Below are 20,252 nucleotides of genomic sequence, written 5' to 3'. Positions count from 1 at the left end.
AACAGCTTAGTTGAAACTACAATATTCACGGTGCTCTCGTGGTGCAGCTCACCGCGCTTACATTCATTATTAACGCACCGGGCCTGCCGGATGGTTCCTGTCTTATAGAGTCAATATCAGGATTCACTACGGTCAGGAGAGTCACATGGCGGAAACCAAGGCGAACAATTCTGGCGCGACAGACGGATCCGGCTATGGAGACTATGACTTCATCGTAGTCTCCAACCGGTTACCGGTAGACCGCGTTACAGGCGAGGGCGGCGGCAACAGCTGGCGCCGTTCGCCGGGAGGCCTGGTCACCGCCCTGGCACCGGTGATGGCGAAAACGGAGGGTGCGTGGATCGGCTGGCACGGTGCCGCGGATGAAGTCTTGAAGCCCTTCGACCACGACAATATGCGGCTGGTGCCGGTTGAGCTCAGTGCCGATGATGTGGAGTTGTACTACGAGGGATTCTCCAACGCGACGCTCTGGCCGCTCTACCACGATGTCATCGCCCCGCCGGAGTTCCACCGCACCTGGTGGGAGGTCTACAAGGCAGTCAACCGGCGCTTCGCCGAAGCCACTGCCGAATCCGCGGCGGAAGGTGCCACCGTCTGGGTCCAGGATTACCAGCTGCAGCTGGTCCCCAAACTGCTGCGCGAGCTGCGGCCCGACCTGAAAATCGGATTCTTCAACCACATCCCCTTCCCCCCGCTGGAGATTTTTGCCCAGCTGCCCTGGCGCCGCCAGGTGATCGAGGGGCTCCTGGGTGCGGACCTGGTGGGCTTCCAGCGTCCCAGCGACTCAAGCAACTTCCTGCGCTGCGTCCGGCGTTTCAGCGGACACACGATCAAGTCCCAGCATGTAAACATCAGGACCGACGACGGCGACAGGATCTGCCGCGCGGGCGCCTTTCCGATCTCGATCGATGTGGACCAGATCAACCAGCTTGCCAAGAGCCCCGAGGTGATCGAACGGGCCCGTCAGATCCGCGAGGAGCTGGGCAATCCCAAGACCGTGCTGCTGGGCGTGGACCGGCTGGACTACACCAAGGGCATCCAGCACCGGATCAAGGCGTACGGCGAACTGCTCGAGGACGGCCGGGTCACTGTGGAGGATGCGGCCCTGATCCAGGTTGCCAGTCCCAGCCGCGAGCGCGTCGAGTCCTACCGGTTGCTGCGCGAGGAGATCGAGGGCGCGGTGGGCCGTATCAACGGCACCTACGACACCCTGAGCAACACCGCGATCCGCTACCTCCACCACAGCTATCCCAAGGAAGAGATGGTGGCGCTCTACCTTGCCGCGGACGTCATGCTGGTCACCGCCCTGCGCGACGGGATGAACCTGGTGGCCAAGGAGTACGTCGCCTCGCGGACCGGCGTCAACGGTGCGCTGGTGCTCAGCGAGTTCGCCGGCGCCGCCGACCACCTGAAACAGGCCATCCTCGTGAACCCGCACGACATCGACGGACTCAAGGACGCGATCATGCGCGCCGTGGAAATCGCCCCCGGTGAATCGACCCGCCGGATGCGCGTCATGCGCCGCCAGATCCTGCAGAACGACGTCGAGCAGTGGTCCCAGAGTTTCCTGCGCGCCCTCGACGGCGAAACCCTGGGCAAGACCGCGGGGAGCGGCAATGAATGAGAACCGTGCCGCAACGAGCGAAAACCGCGGGGAGCTGGATCCGGCACTGCGGCGTGCGCTGGAGGAAATCAGCAGCACACCGCGGCTGCTCGTGGCGCTGGACTTCGACGGCACGCTGGCGCCGATTGTCGCCCGCGCCGAAGACGCCCGGGCGCTGCCGGCCGCCGCCGCGGCCGTCAAGGAACTGCTCGCACTACCCGAAACAACGACGGCGTTCATTTCCGGCCGCGCTCTCGAGAGTCTGCGGCTGGTCGCCTCGCCGGACGATAGAACCCTGCTCATCGGTTCGCACGGCGCCGAAGTCTTCACCGGCCCCGGCAGCCCCGCCCTGACCCTGGACGAGGCGCAGTCGTTGGCGCTGCGGCAGGCCACCGCCGTGGTTGAAAAGGTGGTCGCCGCCCACCCCGGAACGAGGCTGGAAGCCAAGCCGGCCGGCGTCGTACTCCATACCCGCACCGCGGAAGACGCAGTGGCCGAAGCGGCCACCGAGGAAGCGCGCCGGGAGCTGTCGGCGATCGAGGGACTGCATCTGACGGACGGCAAGCGGGTGCTCGAAACCTCGGTTCTCAGTTCGGACAAGGGGCAGGGACTGGAGCTCCTGCGCGCCTTTACGGAGGCTACGGCGGTGTTTTTCGCGGGCGACGATGTTACGGACGAGGACGCCATCAAGGCATTGCAGCCGCAGGATCTGGGCGTCAAGATCGGCCCGGGGATCTCGGGAGCAGCGTTCCGGGTTGACTCTCCGGAGGCTTTTGCCCGGGTGCTCGAAACCCTGGCGGAACTGCGCCGGATGTCACCGCAGAATTGAATCGTCTCCAACGGAACCGAGGAATTTGCCTCCGCGTGCCATACTTGGTTCCGTGAGCCAGCTCACCTAACTGAATATCAACCCATCACAACGGATCGTCGGGCACGTACCTGCCCGTGAAGGGAAACACCATGGCAACGGTAACGTTCGATAATGCTACGCGCTTGTACCCGGGCACAGAGAAGCCGGCAGTGGACAAGCTTGACCTGGAAATCGCGGACGGCGAGTTTCTGGTCCTCGTCGGCCCCTCGGGCTGCGGAAAGTCCACCTCCCTGCGGATGCTGGCAGGCCTGGAAGATGTGAATTCGGGCCGGATCCTGATCGGCGACCGCGACGTCACCGATGTTCCGCCGAAGGACCGGGACATTGCAATGGTGTTCCAGAACTACGCGCTCTACCCGCATATGTCCGTCGCTGACAACATGGGCTTCGCGCTCAAGATAGCCGGCATCGGCAAGGAGGAGCGCGCCCAGCGCGTCCGCGAGGCCGCCAAGCTGCTGGACCTCGAGGAGTATCTGGACCGCAAGCCGAAGGCGCTCTCCGGCGGCCAGCGCCAGCGTGTTGCCATGGGCCGCGCGATTGTCCGTAATCCGCAGGTCTTCCTGATGGACGAGCCGCTCTCCAACCTCGATGCCAAGCTGCGTGTCCAGACCCGGACGCAGATCGCCTCGCTGACCCGGCGCCTCGGCGTCACCACCGTCTACGTCACCCACGACCAGGTCGAAGCGATGACCATGGGCGACCGCGTCGCCGTGCTCAAGGACGGCATCCTGCAGCAGGTGGACTCCCCGCGCAACCTCTACGACACCCCGGCCAACATTTTCGTGGCCGGGTTCATCGGTTCGCCGGCCATGAATCTGCTGGAACTGCCAGTGGCCGACGGCGGCGTCCAGTTCGGCGGAACGGTCTATCCGGTCCCGCGCGACGTGCTCGGCTCGGCGCACGGCAGCACCGTCATGCTCGGCGTGCGCCCGGAGGACCTGGAGCAGGCCCCGGACGGCCAGGGTCTGGCCGTGGAGGTCGATGTGGTCGAGGAACTTGGCGCCGACGCCTACGTGTACGGCCATACCGAAGTCAATGGCAGCCGCCACGACATCACGGGCCGCGTGGACGGCCGGACTCCGCCGAAGGCCGGCACCACCGTGTATGTGCGTCCGAAGCAGGGCCATGTGCACCTGTTCGACACCCAGACCGGCCTCCGACTGGGCGATAATGTGCCGGCGGCGCCTCATGCATCCCTTGCTGATCTGGAACGGCCGTTGGAGGCGGACAAGGCCTGAGCACCGGCAGCGCTTTCGACGGATCGGTGCAGATGGACGCCAACTGGCACAACGAACCTACCGACTTCGGCCAGGTGGGAAAACTGCCGCGCCCGCACAACGGGGGAACCGCCGCAGTACTGGGTTCGCTGAATATCACCTCGGCCACCACGGACGAAAGCCTGCTTGACCTGCCTTGGCATATCGCGTTGGAAGAGTGGCCGGCGAAAAACCTGGCCGCTCTTCCGCGCGGCATTTCCCGGCATATCGTCCGGTTCGCCCACCTGAGCGGCTCGGTGATCGCCATCAAGGAAACCAGCGAGCATATCGCCCGGCACGAATACCATATGCTCCGCAAGCTCCAGCGGCTGGACGTGCCCTGTGTAGAGCCGGTCGCCGTCATCAGCGGCCGGCACACCACGGACGGCGCGGAGCTGGACCCGGTGCTGGTCACCCGGCACCTGAAGTTCTCGCTCCCCTACCGGGCGCTGTTTTCCCAGACCCTGCGCAAAGACACGCTGACCCGGCTGATCGATGCGCAGGCCCTGCTGCTGGTCCGGCTGCATCTGGTCGGCTTCTACTGGGGCGACGTGTCCCTCTCCAACACGCTGTTCCGCCGTGATGCCGGTGCGTTCGCCGCCTACTTGGTGGACGCGGAAACGGGCGAGCTGTACCCGAAGCTCTCCACCGGCCAGCGCGAGTACGACCTGGAAATAGCCCGGGTCAACATTGCCGGCGAGCTGATGGATCTGCTCGAAGGCGGATTAATCGAGGACAAAGTCGATCCGCTGGCCACCAGCGAGCGGATCATGGACAGCTACCGCAAGCTCTGGGCCGAACTGACCGAGAAGGAGTCCTTCGAGCTGGGCGACCGCTGGCGGGTCAATGCCCGTATCCGCCGGCTGAATGATCTGGGTTTCGACGTCGAAGAGTTCTCCATCAAAACGACGCCGGACGGGTCCCAGATCCAGCTCCAGCCCAAAGTCGTGGATGCCGGGCACCACCAGCGCCGGCTGATCCGCCTGACCGGACTGGACGTGCAGGAAAACCAGGCGCGGCGGCTGCTCAATGACCTGGACAGCTACCGGGCGGACAACAATCCGGATCTGGATGAGGAAATCAGCGCGCACGCGTGGGTCCGCCACGTCTTCGAGCCGGTGGTGCGTGCCATCCCGCGCGAGCTGGCGGGCAAGCTGGAACCGGCCGAGGTGGTCCACCAGGTGCTCGAGCACCGCTGGTACATCTCCGAGAGCCAGCGCCGCAACGTGCCGCTGGCGGAAGCGGTCCAGGCCTACATCGACGACGTGCTGCGCCACCGCCGGGACGAAGCGGCGATTCTGCTCAACCCCGACGACAAGACCGCCCGGCTGCTCGCCGCGAACTCACTCGACAACGAGACGACGACGAATAAGCTTGGCCCCGGAGCCCCCGGAACCGCATGAGCGTCATTGAGCCCGCTGCCCCGGCGCGGCCGCTGCCTTATGCAGCCACGCTGAAGACAGCCACCAGGAAGTCCGACGACGGCGTGAAAGGTCGCAGGTCCCAGGTCCCGAACTTGTGGTCGGTCGCCAGACCGGCACCGGCGGCGTCCGCCATGAACTGGTCGAAGTCGTATCCCCTGCCCGCGCCGAACCCGGTCACCAGCCGGCCTTCCGGAGCCAAATGCCGGGCCAGTCTGGCCAGGACTTCCGGAGCCGTACCGGGAGCCAGGAAGGTGAGCACATTGCCCGCACAGACGATCAGGTCGAAGGCCTCGGCGATTCCTCGTGCAGCCAGATCCAGTTCTGCCAAGTCCCCGACCAGCCAGTTGACATCGGGGTGGTCGCGCCGCGCGGCTTCAATCAGTTCAGGATCGACGTCGACCCCCACCACTTGGTGCCCGCGGACCGCCAGCTCACCGCCCAGCCTGCCCGGACCGCAGCCGGCGTCCAGAATCCTGCTGCCCCGCTCTGCCATGGCATCGATCAGCCGGGCCTCGCCGTGAAGGTCGTTTCCTTGGGCCCGCATATTCTCGAATCGCTTGATGTACCAGGCCGAATGGCCCGGGTTCTCACGCTTCTGGGCCTCCCATAATGTCTCTTTACGCACAACCACAGCCTACGCCTCGATCCGTTCCGGCAACGCCTTGCCCGGGTTCAGCAGCCCCTTAGGATCGAACAACGCCTTGATCCCGCGCTGCAGCTCCAGCACTTCCTCCCGCTGTTCAAGCGGAAGCCAACGCACTTTGTATTGGCCGACGCCGTGTTCGCCGGTAATCGTGCCGCCCAGCGCAAGGCCCACCTCGATGGACTCATCCAACGCGGCGTTAAGCAGCGGAATCTTCTCCGTCTCTCCGGCGGTAACCCAAAAGGTTGGATGGAGGTTCCCGTCACCGGCATGCGCCACAACTTTGAGCCCGACCTCGTGGTCCGCGGCTATCCGTTCGAGTTCGGCGATGTAGTGGACCAGCTGGGAGCGTGGCACGGCGACATCCTCACCCACACGGAAGACATCGTCCATTTCCGCACCACGGCTGTGCCTGCGCAGCTCCACCAACCGGACTGCTTCCTCGCTGACTTCAGCTGTGACGGTGGCACCGAGATCCCCCAGCACCTGCCGGACGATCTTCGCTTCGGTCTCTGCCGCAAACCCATCAGTCTGGATCAACAGCAGCGCACCGCCGCGCTGGCGCAAGTCGGAGCCCTGTTCTGCGTCCAGCTGGACCAGCGTATTGCCGTCGAGCAATTCCATGATTGCCGGCTGCACACGCGCCTTGCCGACCGCCAGCACACCGGCCGCCGCTGTCGTCACTTCGGGGAAGAATGCGGCGATCGTCTGTACATCGGCAGGAAGGTAGCGCAGCCGCACCGTGGCCCCTACAACGACGCCGAGGGTGCCCTCGGAGCCCACAAAAAGACCCGTCAGGTCATAGCCCGCCACGCCCTTGAAAGACCGGCGCCCGGTCCGGATAAGAGTGCCATCAGCAAGCACGACGTCGAGCGCCAGGACTGACTCACGGGTAACGCCGTACTTGGCGCAGCGCAGGCCTCCCGCGTTCGTCGCGACGTTGCCGCCGATCGTGGATATCTTGTAGCTGGCCGGATCGGGAGCATACATCAGCCCGTATTCCGCCACTGCCGTATTTAGATCGGCGTTGACGACTCCCGGCTCCACACGGGCAATTTCGTCCTCGGGGTGAATCTCAAGTATGCGGTCCATTCGTTCCAGGCTCAGGACGAGGCAGCCGGTCGTGGCATGGGCCCCGCCGGACACTCCTGTACCAGCGCCACGGCAAACTACCGGCACGCTGTGCGTGTGCGCCAGCTTCATGACGGACTGCACGTCTTCAACGCTTTGCGCCCATACGACGGCGATGGGCATCTTGTGGTCCGTCACGGGCCCCTGGTCCAAGGCATGCGCGGCCAGTACGTCCTCCCGTACGCTGACCTGTTCTGCCGGCAGCGTCGCTTGCAATGCGCTAATGATGGAGTCAGTCATCAGGTAGGGCCTTCCGAGTCTCGTCGTTCATTTTTCGGTCAAAGGACGTGGGCGGTGCACGGCAGGGAAAGCGGGCCAGAGCCGCAAGTCCCCACCGTATCGATTTCGAGGGAGCGCTACTTCAGCGAATCGCTCCCATGAACCTTGCATATTTGCTCAGCACGGAAGGCCAGTCCTGCTGGTACTTTAGTCGGCGGGCTGCGCCATCGGCTGCTTGTTCCCAGTCTGAGTGTCTCAGCCGTACCACGGTGCTCTCGCCCTCCGCAGTGAAGCGGACTTCGAGTCTGGTGGCTGATAAGGGCCCGGCTCCGGGGTGCCAGGTTAGGGATAGCAGCCGGCCCGGCTCCCATTCAAGAATGTCGCCCCAGTTGCGGACCTCGTCCCGGTCCGATGTCTCGGTCAGGACTGTGTCTTCGAACTCAATGTGTGCACCATCGCCAAAAATGCTGTGGGTATCCACCGGCCACCAGAGGTGGATCAGGTCGGTGAAACCCTCAAAGGCTTGTTCCGGCGGGTGCGGAACCGTGACCTCAAAGGTAATCGGTTCCAAGACGTTGGCAGGCTGAGGTTCCTCAGCAGCGTGCGAGAACAGCGATGGGCTCATACCCCAAGCCTAACGGGGTCCACCCGCTCCATTTGTCGCTTAAATGGGTGAAGGGCTCCACCGTCATGGTGGAGCCCTTCACGCTCAAAAGATGTCCGGCGGTGACCTACTCTCCCACACCCTCCCGGGTGCAGTACCATCGGCGCTGTGGGTCTTAGCTTCCGGGTTCGGAATGGGACCGGGCGTTTCCCCCACGCTATGACCGCCGTAACCCTTGCCACCCCGGTTCCGGCCCGCGCGGGCGGACGGAAGGGGTGAAACCTTCGGTTACATCAGTTCATTCTTGGACTGTATGCAATTGTGGTGTTCCCTGGGACGTTTGTTGTCCGGGAACCACATAGTGGACGCGATGCAAGTATCTTTTCCTTCCCCTGTGTATTGCCGTGGAACCGTTTGAAGTCGGTTCGACGGCCAGGGAAGTGTGTGGTGTAAGTTATCGGCCTATTAGTACCGGTCAGCTTCACAGGTCTTTAGTCCCTGCTTCCACATCCGGCCTATCAACCCAGTGGTCTGGCTGGGGGCCTCCCACACCTCGAGGGTGTATGGAAATCTCATCTTGAAGCCGGCTTCCCGCTTAGATGCTTTCAGCGGTTATCCAATCCGAACGTAGCTAATCAGCGATGCACTTGGCAGTACAACTGACACACCAGAGGTTCGTCCGTCCCGGTCCTCTCGTACTAAGGACAGACCTTCTCAAATTTCCTGCGCGCGCAGCGGATAGGGACCGAACTGTCTCACGACGTTCTAAACCCAGCTCGCGTACCGCTTTAATGGGCGAACAGCCCAACCCTTGGGACCTACTCCAGCCCCAGGATGCGACGAGCCGACATCGAGGTGCCAAACCATGCCGTCGATATGGACTCTTGGGCAAGATCAGCCTGTTATCCCCGAGGTACCTTTTATCCGTTGAGCGACGGCCATTCCACAATGTGCCGCCGGATCACTAGTCCCGACTTTCGTCCCTGCTTGAGATGTCTCTCTCACAGTCAAGCTCCCTTGTGCACTTACACTCGCCACCTGATTGCCAACCAGGCTGAGGGAACCTTTGGGCGCCTCCGTTACTCTTTAGGAGGCAACCGCCCCAGTTAAACTACCCATCAGGCACTGTCCCTGACCCGGATTACGGGCCGAAGTTAGATGTCCAGAGTGACCAGAGTGGTATTTCAACGATGACTCCACCCGAACTGGCGTCCGGGCTTCACAGTCTCCCACCTATCCTACACAAGCCACACCGAACACCAATACCAAACTATAGTAAAGGTCTCGGGGTCTTTCCGTCCTGCTGCGCGTAACGAGCATCTTTACTCGTAGTGCAATTTCGCCGAGTTTATGGTTGAGACAGCGGGGAAGTCGTTACTCCATTCGTGCAGGTCGGAACTTACCCGACAAGGAATTTCGCTACCTTAGGATGGTTATAGTTACCACCGCCGTTTACTGGGGCTTAAATTCTCAGCTTCGCCCCCGAAGGGGCTAACCGGTCCTCTTAACCTTCCAGCACCGGGCAGGAGTCAGTCCGTATACATCGTCTTGCGACTTCGCACGGACCTGTGTTTTTAGTAAACAGTCGCTTCCCCCTGGTCTCTGCGGCCCACACCCGCTCCACAGAGCAAGTCTGTATCACGGGGCAGGCCCCCCTTCTCCCGAAGTTACGGGGGCATTTTGCCGAGTTCCTTAACCATAATTCTCTCGATCGCCTTGGTATTCTCTACCTGATCACCTGTGTCGGTTTGGGGTACGGGCGGCTAAAACCTCGCGTCGATGCTTTTCTCGGCAGCATAGGATCACCAGATCCCCCCATACGGGGGTCCCGTCAGGTCTCAGGCTTAATGAACGGCGGATTTGCCTACCGTTCGCCCTACATCCTTGGACCGGGACTACCATCGCCCGGCCTGGCTACCTTCCTGCGTCACACCTGTTAATACGCTTACCTCCCCGGTTCAGGTCCCGCGCGCCCCGCACATACTGGCCCCGAAGGGCACGGATGCACGGTTTGGACGGTTAGTATCACCGGCTCGGTATGGGCGGTTTTTCGCCGGTACGGGAATATCAACCCGTTGTCCATCGACTACGCCTGTCGGCCTCGCCTTAGGTCCCGACTTACCCAGGGCAGATTAGCTTGACCCTGGAACCCTTGATCATTCGGCGGACGGGTTTCCCACCCGTCTTTCGCTACTCATGCCTGCATTCTCACTCGTGTAGGCTCCACCGCTGGTTTCCACCGCGGCTTCACTGCCCACACGACGCTCCCCTACCCATCCACGCCCCTGAACCAAGGGAACAAGTCCCCGGCTTGGGTAATACGTGAATGCCACAACTTCGGCGGTGTACTTGAGCCCCGCTACATTGTCGGCGCGGAATCACTTGACCAGTGAGCTATTACGCACTCTTTCAAGGATGGCTGCTTCTAAGCCAACCTCCTGGTTGTCTTCGCAACTCCACATCCTTTCCCACTTAGCACACGCTTAGGGGCCTTAGTTGGTGGTCTGGGCTGTTTCCCTCTCGACTATGAAGCTTATCCCCCACAGTCTCACTGCTGCGCTCTCACTTGCCGGCATTCGGAGTTTGGCTGACGTCAGTAACCTTGTAGGGCCCATCGGCCATCCAGTAGCTCTACCTCCGGCAAGAAACACGCAACGCTGCACCTAAATGCATTTCGGGGAGAACCAGCTATCACGGAGTTTGATTGGCCTTTCACCCCTACCCACAGCTCATCCCCTCCATTTTCAACTGAAGTGGGTTCGGTCCTCCACGCGCTCTTACACGCGCTTCAACCTGGCCATGGGTAGATCACTCCGCTTCGGGTCTAGATCACGCCACTGCAACGCCCTGTTCAGACTCGCTTTCGCTACGGCTTCCCCACACGGGTTAACCTCGCGACGTAACACTAACTCGCAGGCTCATTCTTCAAAAGGCACGCCGTCACAGCTGCTAGGGCTGCTCCGACGGATTGTAAGCACACGGTTTCAGGTACTGTTTCACTCCCCTCCCGGGGTACTTTTCACCTTTCCCTCACGGTACTTGTCCGCTATCGGTCATCAGGTAGTATTTAGGCTTACCAGGTGGTCCTGGCAGATTCGCACGGGATTTCTCGGGCCCCGTGCTACTTGGGATACTCTCCAAGCGGCAGCACACATTACGGTTACAGGGCTAACACCTTCTCCGGCCGGCCTTTCAAGACCGTTCACCTATGCATCTGCACTCACTTCAGCTGTCCGGCAGAACAGCAACGGAAAGTCCCGCAACCCCGGCCATGCAACGCCCGCCGGCTATCACACATGACTCGGTTTAGCCTCATCCGCGTTCGCTCGCCACTACTAACGGAATCACTGTTGTTTTCTCTTCCTGCGGGTACTGAGATGTTTCACTTCCCCGCGTTCCCTCCACGTACCCTATGTGTTCAGATACGGGTCACCAGGTAACACAAGTGCCCCTGGCGGGGTTTCCCCATTCGGACATCCTGGGATCAAAGTTCGGTTATCAACTCCCCCAGGCTTTTCGCAGATTCCCACGTCCTTCTTCGGCTCCTGATGCCAAGGCATCCACCGTGTGCTCTTAAAAACTTGACCACAAAAGATCAAAATCAGCATTTAATATCGAGAGAACCACAGATCCAAAACAGATCCAGGTTCATCAAAATTGCTTCTTTATAAGATGCTCGCGTCCACTATGTAGTTCTCAAACAACAACCCCGTCGCACCCATCCCCGCACCAACGGATAAACCGTGGCCCGGATAAGGACTGCGCAGGAAACCAGAAACAAACAAACACCGGCCCATTCACGAACCGGTCCCTGTTGCCTCAGGACCCAACAGTGTGCCAAACAACAACCCCCCGGACAACCCCCACACGTTCCAGGCACCCCCGCGAAGGGGACACCGTACTGGCATGGAAACCGCCAAAAGACCATCTATCCGTTGATATTCCACCCTCGAGCACCCACCGCAGAACAAACGCCTGCGCAATGGGCTCTCCTGCAAACCGCACAACCAACACTTGGGAAGGCCCTGCGAGTCTGAGGCGCTCCTTAGAAAGGAGGTGATCCAGCCGCACCTTCCGGTACGGCTACCTTGTTACGACTTAGTCCCAATCGCCGGTCCCACCTTCGACGGCTCCCTCCCACAAGGGGTTAGGCCACCGGCTTCGGGTGTTACCAACTTTCGTGACTTGACGGGCGGTGTGTACAAGGCCCGGGAACGTATTCACCGCAGCGTTGCTGATCTGCGATTACTAGCGACTCCGACTTCATGAGGTCGAGTTGCAGACCTCAATCCGAACTGAGACCGGCTTTTTGGGATTAGCTCCACCTCACAGTATCGCAACCCTTTGTACCGGCCATTGTAGCATGCGTGAAGCCCAAGACATAAGGGGCATGATGATTTGACGTCGTCCCCACCTTCCTCCGAGTTGACCCCGGCAGTCTCCTATGAGTCCCCGCCATAACGCGCTGGCAACATAGAACGAGGGTTGCGCTCGTTGCGGGACTTAACCCAACATCTCACGACACGAGCTGACGACAACCATGCACCACCTGTAAACCAGCCCCGAAGGGAAACCGCATTTCTGCGGCGGTCCGGTCCATGTCAAGCCTTGGTAAGGTTCTTCGCGTTGCATCGAATTAATCCGCATGCTCCGCCGCTTGTGCGGGCCCCCGTCAATTCCTTTGAGTTTTAGCCTTGCGGCCGTACTCCCCAGGCGGGGCACTTAATGCGTTAGCTACGGCGCGGAAAACGTGGAATGTCCCCCACACCTAGTGCCCAACGTTTACGGCATGGACTACCAGGGTATCTAATCCTGTTCGCTCCCCATGCTTTCGCTCCTCAGCGTCAGTTACAGCCCAGAGACCTGCCTTCGCCATCGGTGTTCCTCCTGATATCTGCGCATTTCACCGCTACACCAGGAATTCCAGTCTCCCCTACTGCACTCTAGTCTGCCCGTACCCACTGCAGACCCGGGGTTGAGCCCCGGGCTTTCACAGCAGACGCGACAAACCGCCTACGAGCTCTTTACGCCCAATAATTCCGGACAACGCTTGCGCCCTACGTATTACCGCGGCTGCTGGCACGTAGTTAGCCGGCGCTTCTTCTGCAGGTACCGTCACTTTCGCTTCTTCCCTGCTGAAAGAGGTTTACAACCCGAAGGCCGTCATCCCTCACGCGGCGTCGCTGCATCAGGCTTTCGCCCATTGTGCAATATTCCCCACTGCTGCCTCCCGTAGGAGTCTGGGCCGTGTCTCAGTCCCAGTGTGGCCGGTCACCCTCTCAGGCCGGCTACCCGTCGTCGCCTTGGTGAGCCATTACCTCACCAACAAGCTGATAGGCCGCGAGTCCATCCAAAACCAAAAAATCTTTCCACCCACCACCATGCGGTGACAGGTCGTATCCGGTATTAGACCCGGTTTCCCAGGCTTATCCCAGAGTCAAGGGCAGGTTACTCACGTGTTACTCACCCGTTCGCCACTAATCCCCGGTGCAAGCACCGGATCATCGTTCGACTTGCATGTGTTAAGCACGCCGCCAGCGTTCGTCCTGAGCCAGGATCAAACTCTCCGTTAATGTTTACTAACAGACACAACACCGGCCCCCGGGAAAACGGGAACCAGCACTGCACTAAATTCAAACCAGGCTAAAAAACATCGCGGCACACCACGGAGGCGGTGCCCCACGACAATAATTCAACCAATAAAATAATTGGTATCAACAAACTTGGCACACTATTGAGTTCTCAAACAACAGGAGCACCCGGCACCAGTCGGACCCTTCTTCAAGGCCCTCCATCGCTCCGGAGCAACTTTTCAAATTTACCCGATCCTGCAGCAGTTCGCAAATCGCCTTCCGGCTGATTCCTACTGCAACCACGGTCCCCGCAACCTCATCCGCACGGTAAATCGAACCGTTTGAAAGTGATTGTTTTGAAGGGGTTGGCCTCCCTGCCTGCTAAGCGCTTTCGCTTCCTAGCTGCGGTGGCTTGGAAGACATTACACGCCTTCGCGGACCACCGCAAATCCGCCTCCGGGGACAGCGCCGGCTGCCGCGGAAAACCGCGGATCCACGCGGATCTTCCCGCTCCCGGATCCGCGGCGACGGCCCCGGCCGGCCGCGCACCGAACAGGCACGGCAGCAAAACCAAGTCCATCATCCCGAACACGGAACCGGCGGCAAAGCCCCGTCCGCAGCACGGCCGGTGTGGCCAAGCACTCAAACGCCCGCGGCTCCCCTGCCCGCATCCGTCCGGAATCCGCGCGGACCTCCCGCCGCCAGAACGCTACCGGAACCCCGCAGGGAAAAGTGTGCTTAAAATCCAACACCAGCCGGCACTTCGCGCTGCGCACCAGCCGGTCCCACGGCCGGCAGGACCGCCACCTGCATGCCGGAGCGGAACCAGGCCGCGCCGGCCACCGGCAGCACCCGGGCCAGGACGCCGGCACGGCGCCAGCGCCCCGCGGCAGGAGCACCGGAATCCCGGGCCCGGCCCGACCCCGACGGAGCAGCTGCAGCCCCGCGGCGGGAGCCGGCACGCAGGCCTGCAGCCAGGACACCGGAACGGCGTTGAGGTTATGCAGGTTGGCGTGGTTTCCGGCAACGGGCCTTAAATGGGTGAAGGGCTCCACCGTCATGGTGGAGCCCTTCACGCTCAAAAGATGTCCGGCGGTGACCTACTCTCCCACACCCTCCCGGGTGCAGTACCATCGGCGCTGTGGGTCTTAGCTTCCGGGTTCGGAATGGGACCGGGCGTTTCCCCCACGCTATGACCGCCGTAACCCTTGCCACCCCGGTTCCGGCCCGCGCGGGCGGACGGAAGGGGTGAAACCTTCGGTTACATCAGTTCATTCTTGGACTGTATGCAATTGTGGTGTTCCCTGGGACGTTTGTTGTCCGGGAACCACATAGTGGACGCGATGCAAGTATCTTTTCCTTCCCCTGTGTATTGCCGTGGAACCGTTTGAAGTCGGTTCGACGGCCAGGGAAGTGTGTGGTGTAAGTTATCGGCCTATTAGTACCGGTCAGCTTCACAGGTCTTTAGTCCCTGCTTCCACATCCGGCCTATCAACCCAGTGGTCTGGCTGGGGGCCTCCCACACCTCGAGGGTGTATGGAAATCTCATCTTGAAGCCGGCTTCCCGCTTAGATGCTTTCAGCGGTTATCCAATCCGAACGTAGCTAATCAGCGATGCACTTGGCAGTACAACTGACACACCAGAGGTTCGTCCGTCCCGGTCCTCTCGTACTAAGGACAGACCTTCTCAAATTTCCTGCGCGCGCAGCGGATAGGGACCGAACTGTCTCACGACGTTCTAAACCCAGCTCGCGTACCGCTTTAATGGGCGAACAGCCCAACCCTTGGGACCTACTCCAGCCCCAGGATGCGACGAGCCGACATCGAGGTGCCAAACCATGCCGTCGATATGGACTCTTGGGCAAGATCAGCCTGTTATCCCCGAGGTACCTTTTATCCGTTGAGCGACGGCCATTCCACAATGTGCCGCCGGATCACTAGTCCCGACTTTCGTCCCTGCTTGAGATGTCTCTCTCACAGTCAAGCTCCCTTGTGCACTTACACTCGCCACCTGATTGCCAACCAGGCTGAGGGAACCTTTGGGCGCCTCCGTTACTCTTTAGGAGGCAACCGCCCCAGTTAAACTACCCATCAGGCACTGTCCCTGACCCGGATTACGGGCCGAAGTTAGATGTCCAGAGTGACCAGAGTGGTATTTCAACGATGACTCCACCCGAACTGGCGTCCGGGCTTCACAGTCTCCCACCTATCCTACACAAGCCACACCGAACACCAATACCAAACTATAGTAAAGGTCTCGGGGTCTTTCCGTCCTGCTGCGCGTAACGAGCATCTTTACTCGTAGTGCAATTTCGCCGAGTTTATGGTTGAGACAGCGGGGAAGTCGTTACTCCATTCGTGCAGGTCGGAACTTACCCGACAAGGAATTTCGCTACCTTAGGATGGTTATAGTTACCACCGCCGTTTACTGGGGCTTAAATTCTCAGCTTCGCCCCCGAAGGGGCTAACCGGTCCTCTTAACCTTCCAGCACCGGGCAGGAGTCAGTCCGTATACATCGTCTTGCGACTTCGCACGGACCTGTGTTTTTAGTAAACAGTCGCTTCCCCCTGGTCTCTGCGGCCCACACCCGCTCCACAGAGCAAGTCTGTATCACGGGGCAGGCCCCCCTTCTCCCGAAGTTACGGGGGCATTTTGCCGAGTTCCTTAACCATAATTCTCTCGATCGCCTTGGTATTCTCTACCTGATCACCTGTGTCGGTTTGGGGTACGGGCGGCTAAAACCTCGCGTCGATGCTTTTCTCGGCAGCATAGGATCACCAGATCCCCCCATACGGGGGTCCCGTCAGGTCTCAGGCTTAATGAACGGCGGATTTGCCTACCGTTCGCCCTACATCCTTGGACCGGGACTACCATCGCCCGGCCTGGCTACCTTCCTGCGTCACACCTGTTAATACGCTTACCTCCCCGGTTCAGGTCCCGCGCGCCCCGCACATACTGGCCCCGAAGGGCACGGATGCACGGTTTGGACGGTTAGTATCACCGGCTCGGTATGGGCGGTTTTTCGCCGGTACGGGAATATCAACCCGTTGTCCATCGACTACGCCTGTCGGCCTCGCCTTAGGTCCCGACTTACCCAGGGCAGATTAGCTTGACCCTGGAACCCTTGATCATTCGGCGGACGGGTTTCCCACCCGTCTTTCGCTACTCATGCCTGCATTCTCACTCGTGTAGGCTCCACCGCTGGTTTCCACCGCGGCTTCACTGCCCACACGACGCTCCCCTACCCATCCACGCCCCTGAACCAAGGGAACAAGTCCCCGGCTTGGGTAATACGTGAATGCCACAACTTCGGCGGTGTACTTGAGCCCCGCTACATTGTCGGCGCGGAATCACTTGACCAGTGAGCTATTACGCACTCTTTCAAGGATGGCTGCTTCTAAGCCAACCTCCTGGTTGTCTTCGCAACTCCACATCCTTTCCCACTTAGCACACGCTTAGGGGCCTTAGTTGGTGGTCTGGGCTGTTTCCCTCTCGACTATGAAGCTTATCCCCCACAGTCTCACTGCTGCGCTCTCACTTGCCGGCATTCGGAGTTTGGCTGACGTCAGTAACCTTGTAGGGCCCATCGGCCATCCAGTAGCTCTACCTCCGGCAAGAAACACGCAACGCTGCACCTAAATGCATTTCGGGGAGAACCAGCTATCACGGAGTTTGATTGGCCTTTCACCCCTACCCACAGCTCATCCCCTCCATTTTCAACTGAAGTGGGTTCGGTCCTCCACGCGCTCTTACACGCGCTTCAACCTGGCCATGGGTAGATCACTCCGCTTCGGGTCTAGATCACGCCACTGCAACGCCCTGTTCAGACTCGCTTTCGCTACGGCTTCCCCACACGGGTTAACCTCGCGACGTAACACTAACTCGCAGGCTCATTCTTCAAAAGGCACGCCGTCACAGCTGCTAGGGCTGCTCCGACGGATTGTAAGCACACGGTTTCAGGTACTGTTTCACTCCCCTCCCGGGGTACTTTTCACCTTTCCCTCACGGTACTTGTCCGCTATCGGTCATCAGGTAGTATTTAGGCTTACCAGGTGGTCCTGGCAGATTCGCACGGGATTTCTCGGGCCCCGTGCTACTTGGGATACTCTCCAAGCGGCAGCACACATTACGGTTACAGGGCTAACACCTTCTCCGGCCGGCCTTTCAAGACCGTTCACCTATGCATCTGCACTCACTTCAGCTGTCCGGCAGAACAGCAACGGAAAGTCCCGCAACCCCGGCCATGCAACGCCCGCCGGCTATCACACATGACTCGGTTTAGCCTCATCCGCGTTCGCTCGCCACTACTAACGGAATCACTGTTGTTTTCTCTTCCTGCGGGTACTGAGATGTTTCACTTCCCCGCGTTCCCTCCACGTACCCTATGTGTTCAGATACGGGTCACCAGGTAACACAAGTGCCCCTGGCGGGGTTTCCCCATTCGGACATCCTGGGATCAAAGTTCGGTTATCAACTCCCCCAGGCTTTTCGCAGATTCCCACGTCCTTCTTCGGCTCCTGATGCCAAGGCATCCACCGTGTGCTCTTAAAAACTTGACCACAAAAGATCAAAATCAGCATTTAATATCGAGAGAACCACAGATCCAAAACAGATCCAGGTTCATCAAAATTGCTTCTTTATAAGATGCTCGCGTCCACTATGTAGTTCTCAAACAACAACCCCGTCGCACCCATCCCCGCACCACGGATAAACCGTGGCCCGGATAAGGACTGCGCAGGAAACCAGAAACAAACAAACACCGGCCCATTCACGAACCGGTCCCTGTTGCCTCAGGACCCAACAGTGTGCCAAACAACAACCCCCCGGACAACCCCCACACGTTCCAGGCACCCCCGCGAAGGGGACACCGTACTGGCATGGAAACCGCCAAAAGACCATCTATCCGTTGATATTCCACCCTCGAGCACCCACCGCAGAACAAACGCCTGCGCAATGGGCTCTCCTGCAAACCGCACAACCAACACTTGGGAAGGCCCTGCGAGTCTGAGGCGCTCCTTAGAAAGGAGGTGATCCAGCCGCACCTTCCGGTACGGCTACCTTGTTACGACTTAGTCCCAATCGCCGGTCCCACCTTCGACGGCTCCCTCCCACAAGGGGTTAGGCCACCGGCTTCGGGTGTTACCAACTTTCGTGACTTGACGGGCGGTGTGTACAAGGCCCGGGAACGTATTCACCGCAGCGTTGCTGATCTGCGATTACTAGCGACTCCGACTTCATGAGGTCGAGTTGCAGACCTCAATCCGAACTGAGACCGGCTTTTTGGGATTAGCTCCACCTCACAGTATCGCAACCCTTTGTACCGGCCATTGTAGCATGCGTGAAGCCCAAGACATAAGGGGCATGATGATTTGACGTCGTCCCCACCTTCCTCCGAGTTGACCCCGGCAGTCTCCTATGAGTCCCCGCCATAACGCGCTGGCAACATAGAACGAGGGTTGCGCTCGTTGCGGGACTTAACCCAACATCTCACGACACGAGCTGACGACAACCATGCACCACCTGTAAACCAGCCCCGAAGGGAAACCGCATTTCTGCGGCGGTCCGGTCCATGTCAAGCCTTGGTAAGGTTCTTCGCGTTGCATCGAATTAATCCGCATGCTCCGCCGCTTGTGCGGGCCCCCGTCAATTCCTTTGAGTTTTAGCCTTGCGGCCGTACTCCCCAGGCGGGGCACTTAATGCGTTAGCTACGGCGCGGAAAACGTGGAATGTCCCCCACACCTAGTGCCCAACGTTTACGGCATGGACTACCAGGGTATCTAATCCTGTTCGCTCCCCATGCTTTCGCTCCTCAGCGTCAGTTACAGCCCAGAGACCTGCCTTCGCCATCGGTGTTCCTCCTGATATCTGCGCATTTCACCGCTACACCAGGAATTCCAGTCTCCCCTACTGCACTCTAGTCTGCCCGTACCCACTGCAGACCCGGGGTTGAGCCCCGGGCTTTCACAGCAGACGCGACAAACCGCCTACGAGCTCTTTACGCCCAATAATTCCGGACAACGCTTGCGCCCTACGTATTACCGCGGCTGCTGGCACGTAGTTAGCCGGCGCTTCTTCTGCAGGTACCGTCACTTTCGCTTCTTCCCTGCTGAAAGAGGTTTACAACCCGAAGGCCGTCATCCCTCACGCGGCGTCGCTGCATCAGGCTTTCGCCCATTGTGCAATATTCCCCACTGCTGCCTCCCGTAGGAGTCTGGGCCGTGTCTCAGTCCCAGTGTGGCCGGTCACCCTCTCAGGCCGGCTACCCGTCGTCGCCTTGGTGAGCCATTACCTCACCAACAAGCTGATAGGCCGCGAGTCCATCCAAAACCAAAAAATCTTTCCACCCACCACCATGCGGTGACAGGTCGTATCCGGTATTAGACCCGGTTTCCCAGGCTTATCCCAGAGTCAAGGGCAGGTTACTCACGTGTTACTCACCCGTTCGCCACTAATCCCCGGTGCAAGCACCGGATCATCGTTCGACTTGCATGTGTTAAGCACGCCGCCAGCGTTCGTCCTGAGCCAGGATCAAACTCTCCGTTAATGTTTACTAACAGACACAACACCGGCCCCCGGGAAAACGGGAACCAGCACTGCACTAAATTCAAACCAGGCTAAAAAACATCGCGGCACACCACGGAGGCGGTGCCCCACGACAATAATTCAACCAATAAAATAATTGGTATCAACAAACTTGGCACACTATTGAGTTCTCAAACAACAGGAGCACCCGGCACCAGTCGGACCCTTCTTCAAGGCCCTCCATCGCTCCGGAGCAACTTTTCAAATTTACCCGATCCTGCAGCAGTTCGCAAATCGCCTTCCGGCTGATTCCTACTGCAACCACGGTCCCCGCAACCTCATCCGCACGGTAAATCGAACCGTTTGAAAGTGATTGTTTTGAAGGGGTTGGCCTCCCTGCCTGCT

Annotated in this window: 7 protein-coding genes and 6 rRNA genes; 4 read left to right on the top strand and 9 right to left on the bottom strand. The window is 59.8% G+C overall.

What is annotated here, in order from left to right; genetic code table 11:
* Positions 1-145: 145 nt before the first annotated feature.
* From AC20117_RS10490 to AC20117_RS10475, 4 genes are all read left to right on the top strand, one after another.
* Complete coding sequence (locus AC20117_RS10490; RefSeq protein ID WP_074699787.1) at positions 146-1,624, top strand: alpha,alpha-trehalose-phosphate synthase (UDP-forming); 1,479 nt, start codon at positions 146-148, stop codon at positions 1,622-1,624.
* Positions 1,617-2,432, top strand: coding sequence for a trehalose-phosphatase (gene otsB, locus AC20117_RS10485; RefSeq protein WP_074699788.1), 816 nt, complete (start codon positions 1,617-1,619; stop codon positions 2,430-2,432). The genes AC20117_RS10490 and otsB overlap by 8 nt, the downstream gene beginning before the upstream one ends.
* A 131-nt stretch (positions 2,433-2,563) precedes the next feature.
* Positions 2,564-3,712, top strand: a complete 1,149-nt coding sequence (locus AC20117_RS10480) for an ABC transporter ATP-binding protein (RefSeq protein WP_074699789.1) — start codon at positions 2,564-2,566, stop codon at positions 3,710-3,712.
* A gap of 32 nt (positions 3,713-3,744) precedes the next feature.
* On the top strand, positions 3,745-5,133 hold the full coding sequence (locus AC20117_RS10475; RefSeq protein ID WP_074699790.1) for a DUF4032 domain-containing protein: 1,389 nt from the start codon (positions 3,745-3,747) through the stop codon (positions 5,131-5,133).
* Between the two features lie 37 nt (positions 5,134-5,170).
* Here AC20117_RS10475 and AC20117_RS10470 read toward each other — a convergent pair whose 3' ends face one another.
* The 9 genes from AC20117_RS10470 to AC20117_RS10430 all read right to left on the bottom strand — a co-directional run bounded on the left by AC20117_RS10470 (position 5,171) and on the right by AC20117_RS10430 (position 19,869).
* Positions 5,171-5,779: a class I SAM-dependent methyltransferase gene (locus AC20117_RS10470; RefSeq protein ID WP_074703055.1), complete on the bottom strand. Its 609-nt coding sequence runs from the start codon at positions 5,777-5,779 to the stop codon at positions 5,171-5,173.
* A 9-nt stretch (positions 5,780-5,788) separates the two neighbouring features.
* Positions 5,789-7,168: an FAD-binding oxidoreductase gene (locus tag AC20117_RS10465; RefSeq protein WP_074699791.1), complete on the bottom strand. Its 1,380-nt coding sequence runs from the start codon at positions 7,166-7,168 to the stop codon at positions 5,789-5,791.
* Between the two features lie 121 nt (positions 7,169-7,289).
* The gene (locus tag AC20117_RS10460; RefSeq protein ID WP_074699792.1) at positions 7,290-7,772 is read right to left on the bottom strand and encodes an SRPBCC domain-containing protein; all 483 of its coding nucleotides are present in this window, start codon (positions 7,770-7,772) and stop codon (positions 7,290-7,292) included.
* Between the two features lie 93 nt (positions 7,773-7,865).
* A 5S ribosomal RNA gene (rrf, locus tag AC20117_RS10455) occupies positions 7,866-7,982 on the bottom strand.
* Positions 7,983-8,195: 213 nt separating this feature from the next.
* Positions 8,196-11,338: ribosomal RNA gene (locus AC20117_RS10450) — 23S ribosomal RNA — on the bottom strand.
* 462 nt (positions 11,339-11,800) lie between these two features.
* Positions 11,801-13,324 (bottom strand): 16S ribosomal RNA (locus tag AC20117_RS10445).
* A gap of 1,087 nt (positions 13,325-14,411) precedes the next feature.
* A 5S ribosomal RNA gene (rrf, locus tag AC20117_RS10440) occupies positions 14,412-14,528 on the bottom strand.
* Between the two features lie 213 nt (positions 14,529-14,741).
* Positions 14,742-17,884, bottom strand: a 23S ribosomal RNA gene (locus AC20117_RS10435).
* Positions 17,885-18,345: 461 nt separating this feature from the next.
* Positions 18,346-19,869 (bottom strand): 16S ribosomal RNA (locus tag AC20117_RS10430).
* Together the 16S, 23S and 5S rRNA genes form the textbook arrangement of a ribosomal RNA operon.
* Positions 19,870-20,252 lie beyond the last annotated feature (383 nt).

It is taken from the genome of Arthrobacter crystallopoietes (genome assembly GCF_002849715.1).
GTDB lineage: Bacteria > Actinomycetota > Actinomycetes > Actinomycetales > Micrococcaceae > Crystallibacter > Crystallibacter crystallopoietes.
Note: the sequence above shows the minus strand (reverse complement) of the source record. Positions and strands in the feature narration are given on the sequence as shown.